General features: G+C 35.4%; 22 protein-coding genes and 1 other RNA gene. 12 read left to right on the top strand and 11 right to left on the bottom strand.

What is annotated here, in order from left to right; all coding sequences use genetic code 11:
* The first annotated feature begins 3 nt into the window (after nt 1–3).
* Together ACEYOS_RS02550 and ACEYOS_RS02545 are read left to right on the top strand one after the other, a co-directional pair.
* Nucleotides 4–1,419 carry an OmpA family protein gene (locus tag ACEYOS_RS02550; RefSeq protein ID WP_373781718.1) on the top strand — a complete coding sequence of 472 codons (1,416 nt, stop codon included), beginning with the start codon at nt 4–6 and terminating at the stop codon, nt 1,417–1,419.
* Between the two features lie 96 nt (nt 1,420–1,515).
* Nucleotides 1,516–2,256, top strand: a complete 741-nt coding sequence (locus ACEYOS_RS02545) for a YebC/PmpR family DNA-binding transcriptional regulator (RefSeq protein ID WP_373708702.1) — start codon at nt 1,516–1,518, stop codon at nt 2,254–2,256.
* 148 nt (nt 2,257–2,404) lie between these two features.
* Here the strand turns inward: ACEYOS_RS02545 and ACEYOS_RS02540 are convergent, their stop codons facing one another.
* Nucleotides 2,405–4,261, bottom strand: coding sequence for a CocE/NonD family hydrolase (locus tag ACEYOS_RS02540; RefSeq protein ID WP_373708701.1), 1,857 nt, complete (start codon nt 4,259–4,261; stop codon nt 2,405–2,407).
* Between the two features lie 63 nt (nt 4,262–4,324).
* On the opposite strand from ACEYOS_RS02540, the gene ACEYOS_RS02535 reads away from it, so the two are divergent.
* From ACEYOS_RS02535 to ACEYOS_RS02500, 8 genes are all read left to right on the top strand, one after another.
* Entirely contained in the window at nt 4,325–4,942 is a 618-nt protein-coding gene (locus ACEYOS_RS02535; protein WP_373708700.1) for an alpha-ketoglutarate-dependent dioxygenase AlkB, read from the top strand.
* A gap of 163 nt (nt 4,943–5,105) precedes the next feature.
* Nucleotides 5,106–5,585: a BON domain-containing protein gene (locus tag ACEYOS_RS02530; RefSeq protein ID WP_373708699.1), complete on the top strand. Its 480-nt coding sequence runs from the start codon at nt 5,106–5,108 to the stop codon at nt 5,583–5,585.
* A gap of 6 nt (nt 5,586–5,591) precedes the next feature.
* Nucleotides 5,592–6,011 (top strand): SH3 domain-containing protein, encoded by a 420-nt coding sequence (locus ACEYOS_RS02525; RefSeq protein WP_373708698.1) that lies wholly within the window; start codon nt 5,592–5,594, stop codon nt 6,009–6,011.
* Nucleotides 6,012–6,321: 310 nt separating this feature from the next.
* Complete coding sequence (locus ACEYOS_RS02520; RefSeq protein ID WP_373708697.1) at nt 6,322–7,572, top strand: dicarboxylate/amino acid:cation symporter; 1,251 nt, start codon at nt 6,322–6,324, stop codon at nt 7,570–7,572.
* A gap of 198 nt (nt 7,573–7,770) precedes the next feature.
* Nucleotides 7,771–9,126: a rhodanese-related sulfurtransferase gene (locus ACEYOS_RS02515; protein WP_373708696.1), complete on the top strand. Its 1,356-nt coding sequence runs from the start codon at nt 7,771–7,773 to the stop codon at nt 9,124–9,126.
* A complete protein-coding gene (locus ACEYOS_RS02510; RefSeq protein ID WP_373708695.1) occupies nt 9,126–10,373 on the top strand; it encodes a peptidase U32 family protein in 1,248 nt (415 codons plus the stop codon). The genes ACEYOS_RS02515 and ACEYOS_RS02510 overlap by 1 nt, the downstream gene beginning before the upstream one ends.
* Nucleotides 10,374–10,472: 99 nt before the next feature.
* Nucleotides 10,473–10,703: a ferredoxin gene (locus tag ACEYOS_RS02505; RefSeq protein ID WP_373708694.1), complete on the top strand. Its 231-nt coding sequence runs from the start codon at nt 10,473–10,475 to the stop codon at nt 10,701–10,703.
* 57 nt (nt 10,704–10,760) lie between these two features.
* The gene (locus ACEYOS_RS02500; RefSeq protein WP_373708693.1) at nt 10,761–11,348 is read left to right on the top strand and encodes a 5-formyltetrahydrofolate cyclo-ligase; all 588 of its coding nucleotides are present in this window, start codon (nt 10,761–10,763) and stop codon (nt 11,346–11,348) included.
* On the opposite strand, the gene ACEYOS_RS02495 is transcribed toward ACEYOS_RS02500, so the two are convergent.
* Nucleotides 11,285–11,869, bottom strand: a complete 585-nt coding sequence (locus ACEYOS_RS02495) for a hypothetical protein (protein WP_373708692.1) — start codon at nt 11,867–11,869, stop codon at nt 11,285–11,287. The genes ACEYOS_RS02500 and ACEYOS_RS02495 overlap by 64 nt on opposite strands.
* A complete protein-coding gene (locus ACEYOS_RS02490; RefSeq protein WP_373708691.1) occupies nt 11,853–13,022 on the bottom strand; it encodes a hypothetical protein in 1,170 nt (389 codons plus the stop codon). The genes ACEYOS_RS02495 and ACEYOS_RS02490 overlap by 17 nt, the downstream gene beginning before the upstream one ends.
* A gap of 180 nt (nt 13,023–13,202) precedes the next feature.
* On the opposite strand from ACEYOS_RS02490, the gene ACEYOS_RS02485 reads away from it, so the two are divergent.
* Nucleotides 13,203–13,481 (top strand): hypothetical protein, encoded by a 279-nt coding sequence (locus ACEYOS_RS02485; protein ID WP_373708240.1) that lies wholly within the window; start codon nt 13,203–13,205, stop codon nt 13,479–13,481.
* A gap of 52 nt (nt 13,482–13,533) precedes the next feature.
* On the opposite strand, the gene ACEYOS_RS02480 is transcribed toward ACEYOS_RS02485, so the two are convergent.
* The 6 genes from ACEYOS_RS02480 to ACEYOS_RS02455 all read right to left on the bottom strand — a co-directional run bounded on the left by ACEYOS_RS02480 (nt 13,534) and on the right by ACEYOS_RS02455 (nt 20,452).
* Nucleotides 13,534–14,301: a TrmH family RNA methyltransferase gene (locus ACEYOS_RS02480; RefSeq protein WP_373708241.1), complete on the bottom strand. Its 768-nt coding sequence runs from the start codon at nt 14,299–14,301 to the stop codon at nt 13,534–13,536.
* A gap of 82 nt (nt 14,302–14,383) precedes the next feature.
* Nucleotides 14,384–15,754, bottom strand: a complete 1,371-nt coding sequence (gene rmuC / locus ACEYOS_RS02475; protein ID WP_373708242.1) for a DNA recombination protein RmuC — start codon at nt 15,752–15,754, stop codon at nt 14,384–14,386.
* A 274-nt stretch (nt 15,755–16,028) separates the two neighbouring features.
* The gene (gene pncB, locus ACEYOS_RS02470; RefSeq protein ID WP_373708243.1) at nt 16,029–17,210 is read right to left on the bottom strand and encodes a nicotinate phosphoribosyltransferase; all 1,182 of its coding nucleotides are present in this window, start codon (nt 17,208–17,210) and stop codon (nt 16,029–16,031) included.
* A 91-nt stretch (nt 17,211–17,301) separates the two neighbouring features.
* A complete protein-coding gene (locus ACEYOS_RS02465; RefSeq protein ID WP_373708244.1) occupies nt 17,302–17,778 on the bottom strand; it encodes a Dps family protein in 477 nt (158 codons plus the stop codon).
* A 104-nt stretch (nt 17,779–17,882) separates the two neighbouring features.
* Nucleotides 17,883–19,514, bottom strand: coding sequence for a leucine-rich repeat domain-containing protein (locus ACEYOS_RS02460; protein WP_373708245.1), 1,632 nt, complete (start codon nt 19,512–19,514; stop codon nt 17,883–17,885).
* Between the two features lie 101 nt (nt 19,515–19,615).
* Nucleotides 19,616–20,452, bottom strand: a complete 837-nt coding sequence (locus ACEYOS_RS02455) for a mechanosensitive ion channel family protein (RefSeq protein WP_373708246.1) — start codon at nt 20,450–20,452, stop codon at nt 19,616–19,618.
* A gap of 100 nt (nt 20,453–20,552) precedes the next feature.
* Between ACEYOS_RS02455 and rnpB the strand changes: the two genes are divergently transcribed.
* An RNA gene (gene rnpB, locus ACEYOS_RS02450) (RNase P RNA component class A) lies at nt 20,553–20,881 on the top strand.
* 79 nt (nt 20,882–20,960) lie between these two features.
* On the opposite strand, the gene ACEYOS_RS02445 is transcribed toward rnpB, so the two are convergent.
* Together ACEYOS_RS02445 and ACEYOS_RS02440 are read right to left on the bottom strand one after the other, a co-directional pair.
* Nucleotides 20,961–21,830: a polyphosphate kinase 2 family protein gene (locus ACEYOS_RS02445; protein WP_373709406.1), complete on the bottom strand. Its 870-nt coding sequence runs from the start codon at nt 21,828–21,830 to the stop codon at nt 20,961–20,963.
* Nucleotides 21,831–21,914: 84 nt separating this feature from the next.
* Nucleotides 21,915–22,388: a DUF1573 domain-containing protein gene (locus tag ACEYOS_RS02440; protein WP_373709407.1), complete on the bottom strand. Its 474-nt coding sequence runs from the start codon at nt 22,386–22,388 to the stop codon at nt 21,915–21,917.
* Between the last annotated feature and the right edge of the window lie 204 nt (nt 22,389–22,592).

Here is a 22,592-nt window from a genome sequence, read left to right as displayed (position 1 = left end):
TCTATGAAAAATCTAAAATTAGGAATTTCAGCATTGGCACTAACTGTTGCCTCTACTGTTTTCGCTCAGACTACCAGTAATCCGTGGTTAATCGGAGTTGGTGCTCACGGAGTAAACCATGCTGCGGCTGGAGGAAATGCTGGAGATGTATTCTCTACAGCTTTCGGTGGTGGTGATCAAGGTGAGTTGTACAATATGAACAATTTTACAATTACACCTCCATTATCAAAATTAACAGTTGCAAGAAACTTAAATAAATATTTAGTTCTTGACTGGCAAACTTCTGTAGGTAATGTTGACAACAAAAGAATCGGAATGGGGAAAGAATTTTTCCTTATGACTGGTTTAGGTCTTCAATTTAAATTCAACGGTCTTTGGAATGAAGATTCTTGGTTTGATCCTTACTTAAGAGCTGGTGCTAACTATTTGAGACATGATTATTCAGGTCAAATGAATGCTGTTAACGGAGATGGAGATAACATTGGAGCTGATCATTTTGCTGTTTCAACAGGATTAGGTTCAAACTTCTGGCTTACTAAAAACTTCGGTTTAGGTGTTCAGGGTGATTATGTGTCTACACCAACAGATAATTCTACGGCTGCTAACTTTTGGCAAGCTTCTGCCTCTTTATTATTTAGATTTGGTAACACAGATAGAGATAAAGACGGAATCTTAGATAAAGATGACAGATGTCCAGATACTCCAGGTTTAGCTGAATTCCAAGGTTGTCCAGATACTGACGGAGACGGAATTCCAGATATAGATGACCAATGTCCAGATGTTGCAGGTCCAGTTGAAAACAACGGTTGTCCTTGGCCAGATACTGACGGAGATGGTGTTGTTGACAAAGACGATGCTTGTCCAGATGTTGCAGGTCCAGCGGAAAACAATGGTTGTCCTTGGCCAGATACTGACGGAGACGGAATCTTAGATAAAGATGACGCTTGTCCTACAGTTTTCGGTTTAGCACAATACAATGGTTGTCCAAAACCTAAATCTGTTACTGCTACTGAAGTAGAAGGAGAATTGAAAAATATCTATTTCGATTTCGATAGAGCTACAATCAAAGCTGAATCTAGCGCAAGATTAGATGCTGCTGCAAATATTATCAAAGCTGACGGAGGTAATTACTTACTAGAAGGTCAAACTGATAAAAAAGGAGCTGAAGCTTATAACTTAGACCTTTCAAGAAGAAGAGCTGCTTCTGTAGTATCTGCACTAGATGCAAGAGGTGTTGATGCAACTTCACTTAAATCAATTGGTGTTGGTGAAGCTAAAGCTGTAGTTCCTGAAAATGCTTCTAACGACGAAAGACAACAAGACAGAAAAGTTGTTGTAAAAGCAATCGAAGATGCAACTGAATGGGCAACTTACAAAAAGAGTGATGTAGTTACTCCAGCTAAGAAGAAAAGAAAATAATTAAATTATTTTTCTAAATAAATGAACACCCTCGATTTCGAGGGTGTTTTTTTGTAAACTAATTTGTATTTTTGTAGTCATTAAAAATGAAATAGTATGGGACGCGCATTCGAATATAGAAAGGCCTCAAAAATGGCTCGGTGGGATAAAATGGCTAAAGCTTTTTCCAAAATAGGGAAAGATATTGCACTTGCAGTGAAAGCAGGTGGTCCCGATCCTGATGCTAATCCAGCCCTGAGAAGGTGTATCTTAAATGCAAAGGGGGCGAATATGCCCAAAGACAATGTAGAAAGAGCCATCAAGAAAGCAAGCGGGAATGATGCAGAGAACTATGAGGAGATTACCTATGAAGGTTATGGACAAGGCGGTGTGGCTTTTTTCGTGGACTGTACGACGAATAACCCGACAAGAACAGTAGCGAACGTTCGTGCAATCTTTAATAAGTTTGACGGAAATTTAGGAAAGAATGGCGAGTTAGCTTTTATCTTCGATAGGAAAGGTATTTTCTCAATAGATAAATCACTTATAAAGTTGGATTGGGATGATTTTGAAATGGAAATGATCGATGGCGGTGCCGAAGATGTTGAGAGTGACGATGAAGAAGTGATGATAACGACAGCTTTCGAAGATTTCGGAGCCCTTTCTCATAAACTGGAAGAGTTGGGTTTAGAAGCTAAAAGTGCTGAATTGGAAAGAATACCCAATAACATAAAAGAAGTTACTGAAGAGCAGTTCAAAATTAATATGAAAATGCTGGAACGTTTTGAAGATGATGATGATGTGCAGAACGTATATCACAACATGGAGATTACAGATGATCTGATGAATTCATTATAAAAACTTTGTACAAACAATTTGTAAGTAAGTTTTTATAGATGAGGTATTTTTACTTTTGTAAATTCATTTAGGTATTGAAACTTAAAAATAAAAAACCAAAACTATTTAACACAGTTTTGGTTTTTTTTATGGTCTGATTGTTCCGGTTTTATTGTAGAACATTAACTTCTAAGAAGCTGTCGCCAAATATCTTAATAAACGCTTTTGTGTAATCTTCCTTACTGGCAAAATTTGGATTCTCCAAAAACTTCTGAGGATTCACAGCAAACAACGGAAACCAAGTACTCGAGATCTGAATCTGGATTTTGTGCCCTTTCTTAAACGTGTGAAGAACATCCTGCAATTTTACATCAACCTCAGTTTTTTGATTAGGAACTAATGCTTCTGCTTTTTCTTTTGAATTTCGAAATCTTGCCGGCATAATTTCACTTCGGACCATTTGATGATAGTTTCCATAAATTACACCTTCCTTTTTCTCTTTTGGTACAAAATCTTGCGGATAAACATCAATTAGCTTTACTGCAAAGTCAGCATCATTTGACGTTGAAGAGATATTGAGTTTTGCTAAGATCTCGCCAGCTAAAGTCAGATCTTCCGTCAGAATGTCGGTCGTAAAAGTTAAGACATCTGGTCTTCCCACAGCAAAACGTTGATCTTCGCTCATATAATTTCTCGGTGTAAAACCATTGAAATCTTTTAAATTTTCTGAGCTTGTAACCGGATTGCTTGGATCACTGAAGTATTCAGAATTAGTGTTGGAAGGACTATTTTTGAAGGTTCCATCAGCAAGATAGAAATTGACTTTTTTAGTGTTTTTAGGAGGATAACTGGCAAATTCTTTCCACTCCATTTTTCCGGTGTCAAACATGGTTGCTTCAGGTAAACCAGCGTCAACTTTAGAATTTCCTTTTAAATAATGTTTAAAGAAAGGAGTTTCCAATTTAGTTTGATAATAAGTAGAAATACTGTCCCCAAAATAAATATCATTGTGGAATTGCTTCCCAGGTTCTCTAGACCACGCACCATGAGAAAACGGACCCATTACAATTGTATTCTTCGCTTTTGGACTGGTCTTTTCAATGGTTTTGTAAATATTTAAAGGTCCGGATAGATCTTCAGAGTCAAACCAACCACCAACGGTCATCACGGCATGGTTGATATTTTTCAAATGGGGAAGCAGACTTCTTTGCTGCCAAAATTCATCGTAATTCGGATGATTCATAATTTCGGTCATGAAGAAATTATCTTTGTAATATTTTTCGTAACCATCTTTCAAAGTTCCCATGTCTCGGTAAAACTTCAATCCGTCTTCAGAAGTTTGCTTTACAAATGTGTCCATATACCAGGCTTTATTTTCTGGTTTTGTTTTCTGAATTCCAAAGACCGGAAATGTTCTGAAATAACCCAGCATGAATTTTCCATTGTGTAGAAAATCATCATTCCAAAAATCGGAAATTGGTGCCTGTGGAGATGACGCTACCAACGCGGGATGTTCTGAGAGCGTTCCGGCTGCCGTATAAAATCCTGGATAAGAAGTTCCGTATTGACCAACTTTTCCATTATTGTTAGCAACGTTTTTTAGTAACCAATCGATGGTGTCATAGGTGTCAGTACTTTCATCCACATCTTTTTTGGTTTTGTGTACGACTTGAGGAGTCATGTTCGTAAAGGTTCCTTCACTCATATATCTCCCGCGAACATCCTGATACACGAAAATATATTGATCTTTCATCAAATATTGATTCGGACCTAATGACGATTTGTAATCCGTTTCACCATAAGGAGCAACGCTATAACAAGTTCTTTGCATTAAGAACGGATATTTCTGAGATTTAGAAATATCTTTCGGAGTATAAACAGATGTAAAGAGTCTTACACCGTCTCGCATTGGGATATAAACTTCTTTTTTAGTATAATGTTCTTTTACAAAATTTTGGTCTGGCTTAGTTTGAGCGAGTGCAAAAACAAAGCATAAAGTAAAGAACAACTGAAAGTATTTTTTCATGTAAATTATTTTGAACGAATTTATGAAATAATTTATAGAAATTTGTGTGAGAAAAAGTCACAGATGGAATTATTTGAAAATATACCAAATCCTGAAACCAATTTGCTTCCCCAAGATGGGACAGTCAATTATTACGGTCAAATTTTTAATCACGAACAGGCAAATCAGTTTTACCAAAAGCTTTTAGAAACAATTGATTGGAAGAACGATGAAGCGATTATTTTTGGGAAGAAAATTTTGACCAAAAGAAAGGTAGCGTGGTATGGCTCCGAAGATTTCGAATACACTTATTCTAAGACAACCAAGAAAGCATTGCCGTGGACCAAAGAATTATTAGAATTAAAAAAAGAGGTTGAAGAAAAAACTGGAGAACTTTTTAATTCCTGTCTGCTCAACCTTTACCACGATGGAAGTGAAGGCATGGCCTATCACAGTGACGGCGAAAAAGATCTAAAGAAAAATGGAGCTATCGCCTCCTTGAGTTTTGGTGCAGAGAGAAAATTTTCTTTTAAACATAAAACTTCAAAAGAAAAAGTAGACCTGGTTTTACAGAATGGCAGTTTACTGATAATGAAAGATCAAACGCAAACTTTTTGGCTGCATCGTTTACCGCCGACGAAGAAAATATTCAGTCCAAGAATCAATTTAACCTTCCGAACTATTCAGAAATACACCCAATAAACTTAATTTTGAAATCGCTATATTTGATTTACTAACTGAAGAATTCAATAATAATTGAACCCTTTATCCTTATAAATTTATGAAAAATTTATAATTTCTTAAGGAAAAGGCACAAAATTTATTATTAAATTTGAGCATAATATTAACATTCAAAAAATCAATTATGAAAAAAACATTTGCAATGGCTGCTTTGGCGCTTGCTGTATCTTTCGGATCAATCTCTTGTAAAAAGAAAGTTTCTGATGCAGATTTACAAACGCAGGCAACTACCGTAGTTACTTCAAATCCTACTGCTTCTGTAGAGGTAAAAGATGGAACTGCACACTTAAGCGGTACTTTCGCCGACCAACAATCAAAAGATGCGATGATTGCTTCTTTAAAAGCGATTCCAGGAGTAAAAGACGTGATGGATATGTCAACAATTGAAGCACCTGTAGTAGTAGAAACAGTTTCGGCTGTAGATCCTATGGTTCAGCAAAAAGTTTCTGATGCTGTAAAAGATTTCCCATCTGTAAAAGTTGAAGTCGTAAACGGCGAATTGACCCTCACCGGAAATGTGTCTCCTGAGCAAGCTAGAAAAGTTAAAATGTCAGTTGACGCTTTAAAAGCTGGAAAAGTAAACTATAATTATACTGTAAAATAACTACAAATGAGTGCATTACAAGATAAATACGCAAGTGTAATTTCTGCAGCACAGTCTGCTGGAGTTTCCAATCTTCAAGTTTCGGAGCAAGACGGAATTCTTTATGTTTCAGGTAGTACCAGTTCAAGCGCAGCGAAAGATGCCGTTTGGAACGCGCTGGGAGCAATCGATTCTACTTATTCAGCTTCAGATATTAATGTAGATGTTCAGGTAGCAGGTCTGGCTGCAGGAGCTTCTTTAATGGTAGCTACTGAGTCTTCTAACCTAAATCTTAGACAAGAGCCTTCTACGGAAGCTGCAGTCGTAGGTAAGGCTGCGAAAGGAGCTTCGGTAACTTTAGTTGAGCAAACTTCTGATGATTGGTGGAAAGTGAAAAATTCCGAAGGTCAGGAAGGTTATGCTTATGCAAGATATTTGCAGGCATAGTTTTAACGATTTCAAAATACTAAACCTCTGATTGTTCAGGGGTTTTTTTATGGGCCATCTCGTCATAAATTAATACTTGCTGTCGCAAGCAGTAATTTACGACGAGACCGCGCTTTCCGTTACAATTTTTTTTTCCATCCTTTTCCATCGCAAAAAAAAAAGAATTTTCACTGCAATCGCTTGTCCAAAGTATCAGCGACTAAATTAAAATTTAAAGTAGGAGTTAGACAATATCTCGCCTGAAATGGAAATTTTAACCAATTTTTAACAAAAAAACATATATTTGTAAATCTTATAATAAAAAATTTAAATGAAAGGTCAAAACAAACTATTCATCTTCATAATAGTAGCGCTGATAATAGGCGTTATAATGGGTGGAGTCGTTCATACACAATATCCTGAAAATTCTGAAGGATTTGCAAAAAACATTAAACTATTAGGAACCGTTTTTATCAGATTGGTACAGATGATCATTGCTCCTTTGGTATTTACCACTTTGGTCGTGGGAATTGCCAAAATGAGCGATATGAAAATGATAGGTAGAGTGGGAACAAAAGCGATGCTTTGGTTTATTACCGCTTCATTAGTTTCATTAATGATTGGGTTGGTTTTTGTGAACTGGTTAGAGCCAGGTCGTGTAATGCAACTGCCGAAACCTGCCGCTGATGCTGCTGGAGATATGGTTGCAAACAGCCAAGGACTTTCACTAGAACAATTTGTAAAACATATTATTCCGAAAAGTTTATTCGAAGCCTTCGCTACCAATGAGGTACTACAAATCGTTGTATTCTCCATTATGTTCGGTGTTGCGTTAGCGAACATGGGCGAAGAATACACCAAGCCAATTGTTAGAGCTTTAGATATTTGTGCGCACGCGATTCTTAAAATGGTTGGTTACATCATGTGGTTCGCGCCACTTGGCGTATTAGGAGCAATTGCTGCGGTAGTTGCCACCAATGGTTTTGAAATTTTCAAAGTATATGCAATCTACCTACGTGATTTCTTCTTTGCCCTAGCCATCTTGTGGTTGGTGCTTTGTATCGTCGGTTACATGATTTTAGGAAAGCGTTTATTCGAACTATTACGAAGAATAAAGGAACCATTATTAATCGCATTTTCAACGACCAGTTCAGAAGCCGTATTCCCGAAATTGGTAGAAGAATTGGAAAGATTCGGATGCAATAATCGAATTGTATCATTTATTTTACCTTTAGGTTATTCCTTTAATCTCGACGGAAGTATGATGTACATGACCTTTGCAGCCATTTTTATCGCCCAGATTTACGGAATCGATATGACTTTAGGACAACAGGTAATTATGCTTTTAGTTTTAATGCTAACTTCCAAAGGAATTGCCGGCGTTCCACGAGCAAGTTTAGTAATCATTGTAGCAACCTGTACCATGTTCGGAATTCCGCCGGAAGGAATTGCACTGATTTTACCAATTGACCATTTCTGCGATATGGGAAGAAGTATGACTAATGTTTTAGGAAATGCTTTAGCAACTTCTGCAGTTTCGAAATGGGAAGGACAACTTGATAATCATGGCGGAGATATGTAGATATTGTTTAATTACATGAATAATTTCTGTCGAATAGTATTAGAGCCAACTTTTTATAAGTTGGCTTTTTATTTTGTGTAAAGTATTATAAAAACTACTTTCTATCAGCGGAGATAATCTAACTGCGTTGAAGGTTTTTCAATTTATCATAAATGTTTACCTTTGCACCATTAAAATCTCACTTAAACCGTTTATAGCATGCAACTGTATAACACCTTAAGCGCAGAAGAAAGAGCTCAACTTATTGATGAAGCCGGTAAGCAACGTCTTACTTTGTCTTTCTATGCGTATGCCAAAATCTCAGATCCCAAACAATTTCGCGACGAATTATTTATAGCCTGGAACGCACTCGATGCGCTTGGCCGTATTTATGTCGCTCATGAAGGAATTAATGCTCAAATGAGTATTCCTGCCGAAAACATCGATGCTTTCCGTGATACGCTGGAAGTTTATGATTTTATGAAAGGCATCCGACTCAATGTAGCGATTGAGCATGACGATCATTCTTTCTTAAAACTAACCATAAAAGTTCGACATAAAATTGTTGCGGATGGTTTAAATGATGAAACTTTTGATGTTACCAATAAAGGGATCCACTTAAAAGCGAAGGAATTTAACAATTTACTCGAAGATCCGAATACGATTGTAGTTGATTTTAGAAATCATTACGAAAGTGAAGTCGGTCATTTCGAAGGTGCGATTACGCCTGATGTAGAGACTTTTAGAGAAAGTTTACCAATCATCAACGAACAGTTACAGGATTTTAAAGAAGATAAAAACCTGCTCATGTATTGTACAGGAGGAATCCGTTGCGAAAAAGCCAGTGCTTATTTTAAACATCAGGGTTTTAAAAATGTGTATCAGTTGGAAGGCGGAATTATCGAATATACCCGTCAGATCAAAGAAGAAAATATTGAAAGTAAATTCATTGGGAAGAACTTTGTATTTGATCACCGTTTAGGAGAAAGAATTACAGATGATATTGTTTCACAATGTCATCAATGTGGTAAACCTTGCGACAATCATACGAATTGTGCGAATGATGGTTGTCATTTATTGTTTATCCAATGTGATGACTGTAAAGCCGCGATGGAAAATTGCTGTTCTACAGAATGTTTAGATATCATCCATTTGCCGTTAGCAGAACAAATAAAATTAAGAAGAGGAATTCAGGTTGGAAATAAAGTTTTCAGAAAAGGGAAATCAGATGCTTTGAAATTTAAAAACTCCGGAGATTTACCAAAGAAACCTTTAGCAAAAGTAGGAGCAAAAAATATCCGTCAGAAAATAGCCATCAAGAAAATATTGGTAGGAAAGGCAGAACATTATTATACAAAATCAAAAATCGCTCAGTTTTTAATTCAGAATAATGAACTTTCAATTGGTGATGAAATATTGATTTCAGGTCCAACAACTGGAGAGCAGAAATTAACAGTTACTGAACTTTTTGCAAATGGAAATCCTTGCGAAACTGCAAAAGATGGAGATCAAGTCACTTTCGAAATTCCGTTTAGAATTCGTTTATCTGATAAATTATATAAAATTTTAGGATAATGACGAGATCAGGAAAAATAGAATTAATGTCGCCAGCCGGTGATTTCACTTCTATGCAGGCAGCAATCGATAATGGTGCAGATTCAATTTATTTCGGTGTAGAACAGTTGAACATGAGAGCGCGGGCTTCCATGAATTTCACATTAGATGATTTACCCGAAATTTACAGAAGATGTTCAGAGAAAGGCGTTAGAACGTATCTTACTTTAAATACGATTATTTACGATCACGATTTATCTTTAATCAAAATGCTTTTAGATAAATCAAAAGCAGCCAATCTAACGGCAGTAATTGCAATGGATCAGGCAGTAATTTCCTATGCCCGACAAATCGGAATGGAAGTTCATATTTCCACTCAAATCAATATCACCAATATTGAGACCGTGAAATTCTACGCTCTTTTCGCCGCTACCATGGTGATGAGCCGTGAATTGAGCATGTCGCAAATTAAGAAGATCTGTGATCAGATTGTTAAAGAACAAGTAAAAGGTCCTTCTGGAAATTTAGTTGAAGTTGAAATTTTCGGACATGGCGCACTATGTATGGCAGTTTCCGGGAAATGTTATTTGAGTTTACATTCTGCGAATTCTTCTGCAAACCGTGGAGCCTGTAAACAGAACTGCCGTAAAAAATATACGGTAATCGATCAGGAAACAGGTTTTGAAATCGAATTGGATAACGAATACATGATGTCTCCGAAAGATTTATGTACGATCAGTTTTCTAGATCAAATCATTGATGCCGGAGTTAGCGTTCTGAAAATTGAAGGACGTGGTAGAGCACCGGAATATGTTGCAACCGTAACCAAATGTTATCGGGAAGCTATTGACTCAATTGCTGACGGAACTTATAACGAGGAAAAAGTTGCAGAATGGATGAAGCAATTAGAAACCGTTTATAATAGAGGTTTTTGGGGCGGTTATTATCTTGGACAAGAATTGGGAGAATGGTCTTCTGACAATGGTTCTGCCGCAACACAGAAGAAAGTATATATTGGGAAAGGAAGACATTTTTATCCTAAATCAAATATCGCAGAATTTTTAATTGAAGCCTACGATTTAACAGTTGGCGATAAAGTTTTAATTCAAGGTCCAACAACAGGTTCGCAAGAAATGGTTTTAGAATCAATGAGAGTCGATGAAAAACCAGATTCAGAAAAAGCTTCAAAATCTGATGTCGTTACTTTTAAAACAGAATTCAAAGTGAGACCTTCGGATAAGTTGTATAAAATCGTTGCTGCAAATTAGTAGCAAAAAGGATGAAGTCGGAAGTAAGAAGTATTTGAAAAATCGATTTTTTTTATACAAAATTCAAAAATTCAAAACTCAAAAACTCAAAAACTCAAAATGCTCATCATAACGCTTCAGCGGGAAAAATGCATCGGCTGTAATTACTGCGCAGAATTTGCACCGGAGTATTTCCGCATGTCCAGGAAAGACGGAAAATCGGTTTTATTAAGGACAGAAAATAAAAAAGGATTCTATACTTTGAAAATTCCAAATCATGAAGCATTTGATGCTTGCGATAAAGCTGCAAAAGCATGTCCGGTAAAAATTATTACGGTTAAAGAAATTTAAATATCAAATTGTAAATTGCGTTTCCTGGAGACGCAATTTTTTTTAATACTTTTGAAAATGAAAAAATCTGAACTTAGAAAACAATATTTAGAAAAGAAAGAATCTTTAACAGAAACTGAAGTTCAGTCTTTATCTCAACAGATTTTCGAAAATTTTATTTCTGCGTTTGATTTAAAGAAAAATCAGAAAGTTCATTGTTTTCTATCGATTCCAGAGAAGGGTGAAGTCGATACTTCTTCATTTTTAAATAACTTTTTCGAAAATGAAATCCTAGTTTTCGTACCAAAGATTGTAAAAGGAAAATTAATTTCCCTTGAAATTACAAAAGGAACTCCTTTGATAGAAAGCGCTTGGGGAATCAAAGAACCCGCAGGAAACGAAGATTGCGGAGTAAAAGATTTTGATTGTATCATTACGCCACTATTATATGCTGACCAATTTGGGAATAGAGTAGGTTATGGAAAAGGATTTTATGACCGTTTTTTTTCAGAAATTAATCCAAATGCTATCAAAGTAGGAGTGAGTTTTTTTCCACCTCATGAAAAAGTGGAAGATATCTCAGAGTTCGATGTTCCTTTAAATTACTTGGTAACACCAACAGAAGTACTGTCTCTCTTAGGTGCCGGATCAAAATCAACGAAATAAAACTTGAATTCTTTTACGAATTTAACAGGAGAAGGCGTCAAGACATATTGAGCATTTTTCTCAAAAGAACCAATTAAGCGATTTTTGAAATCAAAGTATTCCACATAAAACTTCGCGAGATCTAACGTGTCATTTCCTCTGATCTCTTTGGTAACAGAGATGTTGCCCACTTTTGCAGTTTGAACCTTTAAGCTATCCAGTTGCAGTAGAAGTGGTCCCAATTTATTAGAATCTTGATCTACAAAATAACTTTGCATCTGAGCATAAATGACAGAATCGATTTCTGTGTCGCGATTTCCAGCGGTATATAACGTTGACAAGTCGAGGAGTTCCTGGATTTTTTGCTTGGTAATAGAGGTGATCGCTTGAACGCTATCCATTTTTGTAACAGGATAGGATTTTATATTATTGTTATTTCTAACAATTTCTAAATCAGATTTTTGCGTATTTTCTTTATTACAGGAAAAAGTAATTAAAAGTAAACCTATCAGTAGAAGAACTGTTTTATTTTTGCTTTTCATCGGTGGCAATTTTAAATTTAATCATGATTATTTTATTAGAGTTATCATTTTTAGTGTCGATTACTTCCAGGTTTTCAAGAGACGTTGAGGGTAGAGTCACTAAATTGATGTATCGTTGCTTATCCATGGTTTCAACGCCATAGGTTTCATTATCATAAACCTGATAGATCAAGGCATTATCACTAATTAGATAATTTAAAGATTCCCTTTTTCTTTTTAAATCTTTTATTGATTTGGAGTAATAGAAAAGCATGATCGCATAATCATTAGGTTTTAACTCGATGGTTTCCGCTTCCGGTGCGCTTTCAAGATTCCTTCTAATCGTATCTGTTCTGTAATACGGTGAAGAAACCACCATTATTAAATCTTTTGATTTGGTAGTATATACAAATGCTTCGTTGGGTTTAGCACTGTATAAAATTGGAGATTCGTTTTCCTTTAAAATTTGAACTTGCAATTCAGCATTAATTCTTGAATTACGGTCAGCATCAATAAAACTATAATAGAATTTTTTACTGAAGAGTTCATCTTTGAAACCGAGAAGTCCGACCAAAATTGCTAAGATCCCCGAAATGCCTAACCAAATATATTTTTTTACAAGAGAGAAAGTTGATTTTTGTTCAGAAGTGTCGTAAGTAGTAAAGGTGTCGCTTTTTTTATTAATAGGTTGATTGTCAGTAGCTGATATTTGTAAATCAGAACTTTCGTCAGTTGATTCTATTGGTTTTTGAACCACAACAACGGCCGTTTCTTCTTTTTTAGGTTCCTGCTCTTTATTTTCTGCAATTTCAAGCGCTTTTTCAAGTTCTGTCTCAAGATTTTCGTCCTCATTTTCCAGATCTTTCAAGATTTCGTCTGCGAAAAGATGGTTCTTCTTAAAGTCATACCACGAGATGTAACCCGCGTAAATGCTGAGAATATTCAACATGTCGATGCGGGGTAATTTAGTGACCGGGGAATTTTTAAAATAAGTATAAAAAGATTTCTCGCTGATGTTTCCTTTTGCTATTTTTCTTAAATCTTCTTGAAAATAGATGATATCTATGCCTTTCCATTTTGATATATCATCAAAGGAAGGAGTGTGATTGTCTAAATATTGAGTTTGAACCTCATTTTTTAGCTGTTCGAAGTGTAATAAATCTAAATCGCTCAATTGCTAATTTTATGTAATTTATTGATTGTCAGTAATGTAATTTTGTAAAACGATTTTACAAAGATATTACAATTAATTTTCCAATACAAATTTATTTCTCGCTATATCTTTGTCCTGTTCAAAATGATGAATGAGAACACCCAAACTTTAATACAACAAAACAATTAAATTTAATTTATTATGAAAAAGTCATTATTCGTAGCTGCTATCGCTGCTTTAGCTCTTGTAGCTTGTAACAAAACTGAAACTGTAGAAACTGCTGGTGCTAACGATTCTGCTGACACAATGGCAATGGATTCTGCTGCAATGGTAATTGATTCTGCTGCTGCAGTTATTGATTCTGCTGCTACTGTAACTCCTGCAGGTGCTGCTGCTACTGACGCAACTGTTGATGCAGTTGAAGGTGCTGCTGATGCTGCTAAAGATGCTGCTGATGCTGCTACAGATGCTACTAAATAATTAGTAACTACTAGTACAAATTAACCGTTTCTCTTTGAGAAGCGGTTTTTTTTTATTCCATTTTCTGTCTTAAAATTTCGTAACCGCATATCGCAACTGCATTACTTAAATTTAACGAGTCGATACTGCCCGACATTGGAATGATCGTATTCTTACCTTTTCCAATCCAGAAATCAGTCAGTCCCGAATGTTCTGTCCCAAAAAGTATCGCACTTTTTTCTTTTAAATTCCGAGTCTGGATATTTTCAAAGTCCTGATCCATAATCGTGGTATAGATCTGATAATCATTTTCTTTTAAATATTTAAATGTTTCTTCATTACTGGATGAAAAAATATTCATTCCGAACAGACATCCAACACTGGATCGGATGACATTGGGATTGTAAAAATCAACTTTCGGATCGGTTACAATGAGTGCATCAATTCCGAAAGCTTCACAACTTCTTAGTATTGCACCAAGATTTCCTGGCTTCTCAATACTTTCTACAATGATTATGGAAGAGTTTTCTTTAGGTTTAAAATCTTTCAAATCGAAATTTTTCGTTTTGTAGATTCCAATAATTCCTTCTGATGAACCGCGATATGCAATTTTATCATAGATTTTATCGGTCACTAAATGAATTTTTCCTTTAGGTAAAGGATCATTAAAAATACTTTCTGCGATATAAAACTCCTGTGCCTCAAAACCAAATTTCAAAGCTCTTTTATTTTCCTGCTTTCCTTCTACAACGAAAATGTCTTCCTTTTTTCTGAAGCGATTGTCCGTGATCAGTCGGGTGATGTATTTTATTTTTTCGTTTTGAGCGCTTTCAATAATCATTTTGCAAATGTAGTAAAAAGGTGAATCTGATTAAAGTGTTCGAAATATTATACTTTAAAGAGGTGAATTTATCCTATGCTGTTCAATCCAGTAAGTTTTCAGCTGATTCTTCTAAACTTTGAGGGAGATTTTTTTTATTCTTAATTCCTAAAGATTTTAATTTTTTGGTTTGAATGATCAGGTTGTCATTACCAGTGGAAAGTTGCTTGAAAGCGTCGTTGTAAACATTTTTGGCGTTGTCGATATTCTTTCCCAGTTTTTCTAGATTGTCTACAAATCCCACAAACTTGTCATATAATTTTGCTCCGCGTTCAGCAATTTCCGTAGCATTTTTGTTTTGGTATTCGCGTTTCCACAGATCTGCGACTAATTTTAATGAAGTAATTAAATTACTGGGATTCAATAGTAATATTCGCTTATCGTACGCGAAGTTCCATAAATTAGGATCTGCCTGCATCGCAGCAATATAAGCGGGTTCACTCGGAATAAACATCATGACAAAATCCAAAGATTTGTCGTAATCATCGTAAGCTTTGTCACTTAATTGTTTGATGTGATTTTTTACGGAAGCCAAATGTTGGTTGAGTTTCATTTGATACAATTCACCGTCGTTTTCGTCGACCAGTTCAACAAATGCCGTCAAAGAAACTTTCGAATCGATGATTACATTTCTTTCGTCAGGATATTTTATAACCGCATCCGGACGCATTTTCTTTCCTGAGAATTCTGAAAATAGGGCTTTATTATCTTCGTCCCGAAGTTCATGTTCCAAAAAATATTCTCGGCCTTTTACTAAACCCGATTTTTCAAGAATACTTTCTAATATCATCTCGCCCCAATTTCCCTGAGTCTTGCTTTCTCCTTTCAACGCCCGGGTTAATCGCTTAGCATCTTCGGAAATCTGTTGATTAAGTAGTGCTAATTCCTTTACTTTTTCACCTAAAGAGAATCTTTCTTTTGATTCTTTGTCATAGGTTTCGCCCACTTTATTTCTAAGTTCATTAATTTTTTCCTGAAAAGGTTCCAGAATGTTTTTTAGATTATTTTGGTTTAATGTTGTGAATTTCTCTGTTTTCTCTTCTAAAATCTTATTGGCTAAATTTTGAAATTCAATTTTCGCCAAGTCCTGCATTTTGGAGATTTCTTCTTTTTGAGTTTCTAAAAGAATTTGAAGGTTATCATTTTTGGCGGCGAGTTGTGACTGAAGAACAAGGAGATCTTGCTTTTCAGTTTGCAAATTCTTGATTTCTGATTTTAGATTAGAATTGAGTGCAATAATTTCGTCATTTTTAAAGGTCGAATTTTCTAGATCAGCACTTGATCTGATAAAATTTTGATTTAAATCGTCGAATTGTTGTCGTGGAATATGAGAAGATTTTACAATAAAGTATAAAATAACAGCACCGATAATACCGCCGAAAAGTAATCCTATTAATAGAGAAGTGAAATCCATGTTTCAAAAATAGGAAGAATAATGTGGTTTTTCAGCTTTGTGGAAAAGTTCTTTTATAAAGGATATTAAGAATTACGGATTCTTGTGATCGAAGTGAATTGTTTGACAAGATGCACTATTTCTAGCCGTGATCGCAGTGGCATCCTTTTTCTTTTTTAGTTGGCAAATGCGATGGCAAAAAGAAAAAGATGCAACGGAGAGCGCGATTAAGCTCCTGAAAAACAGCATAACAAAAGCTACTTGATTGATTCAAATAGCTTATTACTTAAAAGTATTATTCTTTGATTCTTAGAAATTCTTTTGCGAGTTCAATCATTTTCGGGTCGCCCGTATATTTTCCATGTTCGTCGGAAAGTTTTACGGTCGGAATCCAATCGCCGTTAATAGATTGTGCTCCAATTAATTTCATGACGATATTCATTGGTTTTAAACCGACATCGTTTGTTAGATTGGTACCGATTCCGAACGAGATTCCGATCCGTCCTTTGCAAGCTTTCGTAATTTCTTCCACTTTTTCTAAATTCAAACCATCAGAAAAAATAATATATTTGAATAAAGGATTGATTCCATTTTTTTGGTAATGATCAATGGTTTTATTGGCAAATTCAATGGGATCGCCGCTGTCATGACGAACGCCGTCAAATAGTTTTGCGAATTTTTTATCAAACTGCTGAAAGAAAACTTCCGTCGTATAAGTGTCAGAAAGCGCAACTCCCAAATCTCCGCGGTACACATCAACCCAATGTTCCAGCGAAAGCGCATTGGCCATTTTAAATCCGTATTCGGCGGCGTGAAACATAAACCATTCGTGGGCATGCGTACCAATTGGTTTTACGCCATATTTCATTGCAAAGTGAACGTTAGAACTACCGATGAAATTTTTTGTTTGATTATTTTTAACTAAAGAATCTACGACCAGATCGTGAACTTTATAAGAATGTCTTCTGCGCGTCCCAAATTCTGCAAAAGTAACATTCAGAAGATCTAATTGCTGGGCTTTCTCGAGTGTTTTTTGAATCACCACTTCATTGGAATTACGCTCCATGTGATTCATTTCGTAATGCAATTCTGAAATCAGAGCCAGGATCGGAACTTCCCATAAAATTGTTCGATACCATTCGCCTTCCACGGTAACTTCCAGAGATTCTTCCGTTTGTATAATGTTAACTTCGGTTGGGTCGTAATGATAACCGCCCAGAAAATCCAAATAGGGAAGGTCTAAATACGGACAGGTTTCCCGTAAGTGTTTTTTTTCATCTTTAGTTAATTTCAGTTCCGCCATTGCGTTGATCGATCTTCTCAATTCTTCGGCGAACCCAGGCGGGAAATGATGTTTGCCCCGATTGATGAACTGGTATTTTACTTTCTCATTCGGGAAAAGTTTAATCACCGCATTTTGCATGGTGATCTTGTAAAAATCATTATCGAGAATAGACTTGAGACGAACTTCAATCATAGTTTGTTGTATGTAGAAACAAATGTAAAAATTCAAAAACAAAAATCGCCTTTAAAAAGACGATTTTTTTCAATGAGTATGCATTTAAAGCTTATTTCCCTAAGTAAGAATTGTACATCCAAACTTCTTTTTCCTGTTCGGTGATATAATCGCTCATTTGCGAATTGGTTCCTTCGTCGCCAGCTTTTTCAGTCATATCTAAAATTTCCCTCTGTAGATCAATAACAATTTTAAAGGAAGCCAAAATATTTTCAACTGCTTTGTTCGCGTCAGAAACTTCTTTACTTTCTTTAATAGTAGAGAGTGTCAAGTAATCTGAATAATTATGATTCGGCGTAGAACCTAAAGTGAGAATTCGTTCTGCGATTTCATCTATTTTTAAAACTAAAGTATTGTATAGTTCTTCAAATTTAGGATGAAGCGTGAAGAACTTATCTCCTTTTATATTCCAGTGAGCGCCTCTTGTATTCTGATAAAAAACAGAGTAATCGGCCAAAAGGATATTTAATTTTTCTGAGATCTGTTGACAGTCGGTCTCGTTTAAACCGATAATTTTTGAATTGTTCATAGTGCAATTATTTAAACTCAAAGGTACTGAAGTTAAAACCCGTTCCCAAGTTAAAGTGATTGATGAAAGCTATTCAAATAATTACTTATGATTAATAAAATCAATTACTGTTTAATGAATTTAAAGGTTTTCAAACCCTCCGAAGTTTTAATAGAAATGATATAAGTCGCAGACGGCAAATGATTAACGTCAATTGTTTTTGAATTTTCAGTCATAATTAATTTTCCACTTAAGTCAAAAATGAATACTTTTTCAATATCGAGTTTTGATGTTTTAATGTGGAGGAAATCTTTGGCTGGGTTTGGGTAAACAATCAAATCGGACTTTACTTCTGCGGTTCCCAATCCTTGCGCTAAAGTAACTGGCTCGCGAAACAAAGAAACTTCCATCAATTCTTTTGGCAAAACTTCAAAGGAATAAGTTTCGCAAGTATAATCTGTAAAATCTTCCGTTTCGACATTGCTGATATAAAAACTTTCTGTCGTAACCGGTGTTTTCTGATCCAAATTTTTAAACCAAGTATATTGATATTCATCACCCGAAAGGGTTTGAGGTAAAGTCGCGGCACTTCCTAAGCTTGCAAAAACAGTTTTTGGCTCATCGTATCTTTGTGGCGAATAAGTGAAGTCTGCCATGGATTTTTCTGTGACTAAAAAGTTTTTAAGGTCTTGTTTTGAAAACCGATTATTATCGATAAAAGTGAGCGCCGGAACCGTTTCTGGAATTTCACCTGAAAGTTGATTTCCATTTAAGGACAACATCTGTAGCTTTTTTAACTGTAAAATAGAACTCGGGAAAGCCCCAAAAATTAAATTATTATCAAGATAAATCTGTTCTAGATTTTGCAATCCGATTAAACTTTCAAACCCGCCAGAAATTTGATTATCTGAAAATTTCAAATGAATTAGCGCCGTTAATTGTGAAAGTTGTGTCGGGAAATTGGTCATTTGATTTGCAGACAAATTCAACCATTCTAAGTTTTTCAATTGTGCTAAAGGTGCCGTAAAATTGGGTGAAATAACATTGTTGCTTAAGTCAAGAGTTCGAAGCTGCGCGAGCATTCCGACTTCTGTCGGGATCTTAGTCAGTTGATTTCCAGAAAGATTTAATTCTTTTAAAATTATTAAAGTAGAAAGATGATTGAAATTTTGCGTAATTGAATTATTACTTAAGTTCAGAAATTCAAGTTTTGTTAAAGTTGAAATTTTTTGTGGAATGGCATTTAATCCAATGTGAGCTAAATCCAGAACTTGCAATTGAGGAAAGTTTTGTAGAAAAGTTTCTATATCTGCGAAAACAAAGGTGTTGTTTCCCAGCGAAATTTCTTGAAGTTGTGAAAGTGGTAAAATTGCTGCCGTAGGATCACCGGAAAATCGGTTATTGCTTAAGTCCAGTCTAACTAAATTGCTTAAGCCTGAAGTAGCCGTAGAAACTTCACCCGTTAACTGATTGGAACTTAAATCCAGTTTTTGAAGTTTTGGTAAACCTGCAACGGCAACTGGGAAATTTCCTTTTAAAGCGTTGCCTCGCAGATTAATTTCGGATACACTTCCATTTTTAATTTTAATGCCATACCAGTATTTTGGATCTTTTTCTAAATCCCAAACTGTACTCCAGGTTTCTCCGGAAGTCGCATTATATAAACTGACTAAAGAAGCTCTTTCCGCAAATGAAATGCTCCATTTTTGTCCAAAACAAAGGCTGGAAAGAAGAAGAAAGAATAAAGTTTTTTTCACCGATATTTTAGTTTTTGTGCAATACAAATATATACTAAAAGTTGATTCGTGAAATTATTTGTAATAAAATAGAATTTGACCGTTTAAGAAATTTTGAAGAATTAGTTGACGCTGGTATCAATCTGCATTTGAGTGGCCAGTTCAATTCCGGCTTCTTCCAGTTTTGTTTTTAATTTGATCAACGCATCACTTTTAACCTGCATAATATTTTCACCACTTTTCATAAAAAAACGGGCTTGCAAATAGAAAATACCAAATGACTGTTTCAAAATAATTACCTGAGCATCGTCAATATGATCAGTGAAATCAAAACTTCTAACTTCATCTAAAATAACCTGGGTCGTTTTCTCCAGATCCTGATTGGCGGCGACCTGTAGCTCTAAAAAAACTTTCCGTTGTCCGGAGGAAGAATAGTTAGTAAACGGTGCACTGAAAATTAATTGGTTCGGCACAAATACTTTTTTTCCTTCATCGGTAATAATCTTGGTCGTTAAAAAGCCAATTTTTTCAACAACGCCAGTAACGTCTTTAATAGAAATATAATCTCCAGGTCCAAAGGATTTATCGATACCGACTAAGGCTCCAGAGAACATCGACGAAACCAAATCCTTTAGAGCAACACCAGCGACCACACCGGCTACTCCTAAACTTCCAATAAATTTCAGTACAAAACCGCCCATTCCCATTATTTCTAAGGAGATAAAGGCACCTGAAAGGATAATGAGGAATTTGAAAACTTTAATTAAAGTAACAATCGATTTGTTTTTACTTTTCGGGAAAAATTTGTGAAAAATCTTCACAGAAACTCTACTCAGAAAAGAACTCATGGTTAAAAAGAGGATAAAGACCAAGATTCCAACGGCTAGTCGCGGAGTCGCCTCTGCAAAACCTGTGTACCATTTATCGAGCACGGACATTATTGTTTCGTAATAGTTCATAATTCAAATGTATCAAAAATTGACAAGTTCTTGTCATAGCAAAATTCTTTCCAAAAAAATAAAGTCGGTACATTTCAACTTTATGTATCTTTGTCGCCCACAAGAAAAACAGCCTGTTGATTCCAAATTCGTTTGGGATAGGAAAGTCCGGACACCATAGGGCAGCAAAGCGGATAACATCCGTCGGTCGTGAGATCAGGACAAGTGCAACAGAAAGTATGTATATTAATTTATAGTGAAACCAGGTAAACTCTTTGCGGTGCAATGTTAAGTATATCGGATTTTTTCAGCAATGAAAATAGGAGCGGCTCGTTCCAAAAACCGAGGGGTAATCAGCTAAAGTTTTGCAGCAATGTAAGACGTAGATAAATAACAGGCGTTTTGACTTCGGTCAATTTACAGAATCCGGCTTATCGTTTTTCTTGTGGGTTTTTATAAAAAAGCAGAATTTAAATTCCTGCTTTTTTTATTTTCGCCATTCACCATTCATGTTTTTGTATTCTTCCTGCTATTCGCTCTCCAGTTCTTTTTTCGCGTCTTCCAATGCTAAGGTTTCTTTTTCTGAAAGTTCGGGATATTTTAAATCCATTTTTTCCATGGCATCAATGATAATTTGAATCGCCGCAACTCTTGTAAACCATTTATTATCAGCCGGAATTACGAACCAAGGTGCGTAATCTTTTGAGGTTTCATTAATTGCTTCTTCGTAAGCATTCATATAATCTGGCCATAATGCTCTTTCAGCTAAGTCAGCAGATGAGAATTTCCAGTTTTTATCTTCTTCATTAATTCGGTCCAGAAATCTTTCTTTCTGTTCTTTCTGCGAAACATTTAGAAAAATTTTAATAATCGTAGTTCCGTTTTCAGCTAGGTGCTTTTCAAAATTTCTAATACTTTCATATCGGTTTTCCCAGAATTCATTATCAAAATCATCGACATCTTTCCAAACCTTTTCGCTTAAATTATATTCGGGATGAACTTTACAGACCAAAACGCTTTCATAATGACTTCTGTTGAAAATTCCGATTTTTCCTTTTTCAGGTAGTGCCAGGTAATGTCTCCAGAGAAAATCGTGAGCATATTCTTTATCGTTTGGCGTTTTGAAACTGGTGACCGTACAACCTTGCGGATTTACACCGCCGAAAACATGCTTGATCAGGGAGTCTTTTCCAGCAGCATCCATGGCTTGTAGAACAATTAGTATCGATTTACTGCCATCGCTGTATAATCTCTCCTGAAGTTCTCGAAGTTTTTCCTGCTCTTTAGCCAACATTTTTTTTCCATCGGCTTTGGATAATTTTCCTTCATATTCGGTTGAAAAATCTTTCATAGAGAATTTTCCTTCTACCATGAAATTATCTGTAAAATCTAAATCCATAATTTTAATATTTGTACTAAAATAAAAAAAATCATTTCAATAATGAAATGATTTTAAATTTTTATCTGTAAAAACAAATTACATTTATTTTGCAACAGCTCTTTTTGCTTTTGCAGCAGGTGCAGCTTTTTCCATTTTCATCATGGTGGTTTCTGCTTTAGCTGTAGCTTGTGGAGCTATCGCAACTGCTGGAGAATCTGTAACATTACCTTTAATGGTAATCACTGACCTGCTGTTTTCAGCATCATTAGAATATACTTCGATGATTTTGGTAAAAGGACCTGCGATTTTCGTATCGTAACCCACTTTTAATTCAGCTGTTTTTCCTGGCATAATTGGGTCTTTGGTAACTTCTGGAGTTGTACAACCACAAGATGCTTGAGTCCGTGTAATAATAAGAGGTTTGTCTCCCGTATTTTTAATAACGAAAACTCTATGTCCATCTGCACCAACGGCAACATTTCCATATTCGTAAACGGTCTTGTCAAAAGAAATAGTTTGTGCTGAGGCTAGTGCAAAGGATCCGGCTAAAAATAGGCCTGCGAAGATTTTTTTCATCTTTTTATTTTTTAAAAATTTGATTATTTGATTGAATTTAACAAACAAAGTTAAATATTTTTTTATTAGTAAGGTCAATTTTTTTTATTTCCCTATTTTTGCACCTATTAAGCCAAAGATATATTATATGCAGATTTCAGAGAAATATACGCCACAGGAAACAGAACAGAAATGGTATGATTTCTGGCTAAAAAATAATTATTT

Origin of the sequence: Kaistella sp., from assembly GCF_041824135.1 — a bacterium.
Classification (GTDB): domain Bacteria; phylum Bacteroidota; class Bacteroidia; order Flavobacteriales; family Weeksellaceae; genus Kaistella.
The sequence above is the reverse complement of the archived record's forward strand: the minus strand, read 5'-3'. Positions and strand labels throughout refer to the sequence as shown.